General features: G+C 60.5%; 3 protein-coding genes. All 3 read right to left on the reverse strand.

Annotated features, from left to right (window positions below):
• Positions 1-83: 83 nt before the first annotated feature.
• From DY251_RS21115 to DY251_RS21125, 3 genes are read right to left on the reverse strand one after another with little or no spacing between them, the layout of a single operon-like run.
• Positions 84-950, reverse strand: coding sequence for a TniQ family protein (locus DY251_RS21115; protein WP_116625873.1), 867 nt, complete (start codon positions 948-950; stop codon positions 84-86).
• On the reverse strand, positions 947-1,828 hold the full coding sequence (locus DY251_RS21120; protein WP_116625874.1) for a TniB family NTP-binding protein: 882 nt from the start codon (positions 1,826-1,828) through the stop codon (positions 947-949). Before DY251_RS21120 ends, DY251_RS21115 begins: the two co-directional genes overlap by 4 nt.
• Positions 1,829-1,834: 6 nt before the next feature.
• On the reverse strand, positions 1,835-3,454 hold the full coding sequence (locus tag DY251_RS21125) for a Mu transposase C-terminal domain-containing protein (RefSeq protein ID WP_116625875.1): 1,620 nt from the start codon (positions 3,452-3,454) through the stop codon (positions 1,835-1,837).
• Positions 3,455-3,614: the final 160 nt, after the last annotated feature.

A 3,614-nucleotide genomic window follows, 5' to 3' on the forward strand; every position in this document is an offset into this window, starting at 1 on the left:
TGTCGCTTAGCAGTTAACCGCAAGAATGCGACGATTTGGTTGTGATTGACCATTTAATCATGAGAATCCTGCCTGTGCGATTCTCAAATTAACTGCAACTGGTGGGAGGGCCTCGGCCATTGGGCTTGTGCTATTATGCGTTCGGTGGTTTCGGTGAATCGGAATCTGTTGTCGCCCATCATGTGACGACGCAGCATTCGGAGCATTTCAGGTCCGGCACGCTCGATAATGGCTATCCCGGCCAGCAGTGCCGGCCGCATGTGAAGCCGAAGGATCGGACTTGCGGGCGTGGGTAGGTTCTCCTGTTCCGCGGCAACGATGCCATCGAGATCGGGAATGATGGCGCCGAGCACCCTGAAGCGCCAAAGGTCGCTCTCGTGGGGAATAGGTCTTGGAATGCGTCGCATCAGGAGAAGCCGAGCGATTTCGGCAGGCGATGTCCAGGTCGCGATACCACGTTCGGCCTCGTCGTCGAGCAGCCGTTCGCCCCGAATAGCCGCGTCGCGGTACTGCCGGAAAGGGGAGGGGACTTCGCGTCCGTTGGTGTCCCGGAACAGACCTCCGCAGACAGGACAGGTGAGGCGCCAGCCAACCAGTTGGCTTCTCAAGGTTGGCGCCGGTTTCGTGCGACGGGCGCTGCAGTTCAGGCAGGATTGCTGAGGCCTGACGGCGATCAGCCGGCGTGACGACTGCGTGACTTTGGTGAAGGTCATTCGACGCACGACAGCCGGCTCGGTGGCGAACACCTTGGCCAGCCGGATTTCCTGATCGGCGCTCAAATGGAGATCGGCGGCTCGCAGCGAGCGAGCTTCCGGCAGGCAATGCCGCAGCATGACGAGCGGTGGGACCGCGTAGAAGTCGGCATGGCGGTTGATCCAGGAGGACAAAAGCTCGTCAGCGACTGGCAGCAGCAGTACCGGCAGCTGCCGTCGTGCCGCCTCTTGCGTCATGCGAATGCCGCCTCGGCGTCGAACTCCGGCTCCCAGTTTTCAATCGCTTCGTCGGTGATGTGCTCGCGGCCGCTTTCGACGGCGTCGATCGCGAGGCTGTTGATCATGTGGAAGATGTTGGCCGTAATGCCCTCGGTGATCTGCAGGATCCGTCGCAACGATTTTGGCGTGAGCACCGACGGCCGGCGCAGCGGCGTGTTGCGCAGGATCGACGCCACCAGGGTCTCGAACTGTTCGTTCGCCGCCCACCGGTTCAGGGTGAACTGCTCAAACCGGCGGGCAAGCTGGACGTCGCCGCTGATTGCCTCGCGCGCCTCGTTGACGCCGAAGCAGACCAGCGAGATATGCAGACGATTGCTGAGGAAACGCAACGTGTTCAGCACTATGCGCTGCTCACGATAGGTTCCGGCGAGGATGTTGTGCACCTCATCGATCACCAGCACCTGCACGCCGATGGCCTCCATGATCCGCAGCGACGCCTGCTCCATCTGGGCAATGTCGGCGCGCGGCCGCTGCGGCGCGCCGAGAAGGGTCAGGAGTTCGGCATAGAACCTGCGCTCGCCGGGCCGGCTAGTCATTTCCATGGTCAGGACCGGGGTCTTCAGCGTTCCCGTCACCGGATTGAAGCTCGGCGGATGCTCGTCCCGGAAACGCTTCATGATCATCGTCTTGCCCATGCCGCTGTCGCCATAGATCGCAATCGAGGGCATGCGGGTACCTCGAGGATGGTCGAGGAGCGCGCTCAGACGATCGAGAGCCTGCTTGGCGCGTGGGTAGAGCACCCAGCGGCGCGATCGTATCGCGCGAATGCGCCGATCGTCCGTTTCGACAAGCAACGCCGCCGCGCCAGCGGTCAGGTGAGAGATTTCATCGTTCATGCCAGATCAATCCGTATCCTCAACAAAGGGTACGGGTTTGCTGGAGTCGACGCCGCGAAGCGAGCCCCATTCGCGATCTTCCACTCTTGGCTTGCGGCCGACTGCCTTGCCGTGCCGCACCGTAGCCGTCATCCGCTTCGCGTCTTCCACCAACTGGCGCCGAGCTATGGCGGTACGAACGATTGTTCCCATATCGATTTCGCGTTTTCCCTTCGCCAACAGCCATTCTCGCGACGACTTGGCTTCAGCAAGCGTGATCGAAGGCAAGGTGATGTCGGCATAGCGGGCCTCCACGAAGTTGCCCGACAGACGCCGGACAAATATGCGCGACAGATCTCGCGGGTCATATTTGATCAACAGCCGCCGCTTGCCGGTCCGTCCGACATCCGCTGCCAAGGCGGCGGACCAATATCGCAGTCCGAAGATGTGGATACCGTTTGGCCGTAACGTCCGTTCGTCTTCGGGCAGGAAGGTGAGCCAGAAATGCATTCGGTCCTGTGGAAGCCGTAGCGGGATTGTACCTTCATGCTCGCGCCATACAGCGATCGGTGGTCGTTTGAGACTGGCGTGGATCGATTGATGGTAGTCGCCGACAATGTCGAGAGCGATGTAGCGCTCGAGTTCGCGCAGCGTGAATGCCGAATGTCGACGAGAATTGTACTCGCCCAGTTCGTCGGGATTGCTGAATGTCGTGCCGGGGAGCAGGTGAAGCTTACCCATCTGTGTGCCGATCAGGCGCTCGATGTGGCCCCCAAACCGGGGCTCGCCGGGAGGCCGCCAGTCAATCTCGATACCGGCATCCTCGCAGCCGCGCTGGAATGCACGGCTGCGGAAGTCGCGGCCATTATCCACATGGAGCCGATCCGGGAGGCCAGCGACGGGCCATGGGTCCGCTATCTCGCGTTCGCGAAGCCACGCAGATTTGTCAAAGACCGAATGCAGCAGGCAAAGGCTTGTCGATAGCCGAGATGGCGCCGCCATGGTGAGGTAGAAGCCGGTGACCATCCTGCTGCAGACATCCATGGCCAGTGTCAGCCACGGGCGCCCGAGCGGTCGACGATCCTCTTCATCAACGACGAAGATGTCTGCCTTGGTGTGGTCGATCTGGACAACCTGCAGCGGTCTCGAAACTTCGAACTTGCCCGGAACGGCAATAGTCGATTTCTCAATCTTCCGTTCTCCGCGCGCCTTGGCGCGCTTGGCAAGATCGACGTCTTCAATGCGTGCGACGATCGTCCTCCGATGAGGCGGTGCCAAGCCTGCCGCGCGACAGCTCGCGTTCACCTCGCGCACCAGGGCCGATACGGACGGGCGGTTCTTCTTCAGGTAGAAGCGTTTGATCTCGGCCCGGATGATTTCGTTGCGCGCTTCGTCGAGAACCCTGTGGCCGACGGGCCGGCCGGCCTTGCGCCCGACGAGTGATAGAACGGTCCCGCCTTCCCGGAATAGCTTCAGCAGCCGATACGCCGATGCCTGGCTCAGCCGAAGCTCGGCGGCAAGTTCTCGCATCTGAGCTGTCGTGGTGGGACCGGACACTCGGCGCAGAAAGTCGCGGATCACATCCGCCTTGTGGCAGGCGTCATCCCAATCAATTTCATCGATTTCTTCGGCAAACGACTTGGGCATCGCGGCTCTCGGCGCAAATACATGAGATCGATCATTCTCACATTAAGTGCCAAAAGCAAGCAGCGATTATCGTGATTAACTGCTAATTATCAGATTATGTGCCCGCGTAACGCATTGATATCCTTGCAGACCGATTCTTGAGGTTTAATGGAAAGTCACA

Source organism: Mesorhizobium denitrificans (assembly GCF_003403035.1).
GTDB classification, from domain to species: Bacteria; Pseudomonadota; Alphaproteobacteria; order Rhizobiales; family Rhizobiaceae; genus Mesorhizobium_G; species Mesorhizobium_G denitrificans.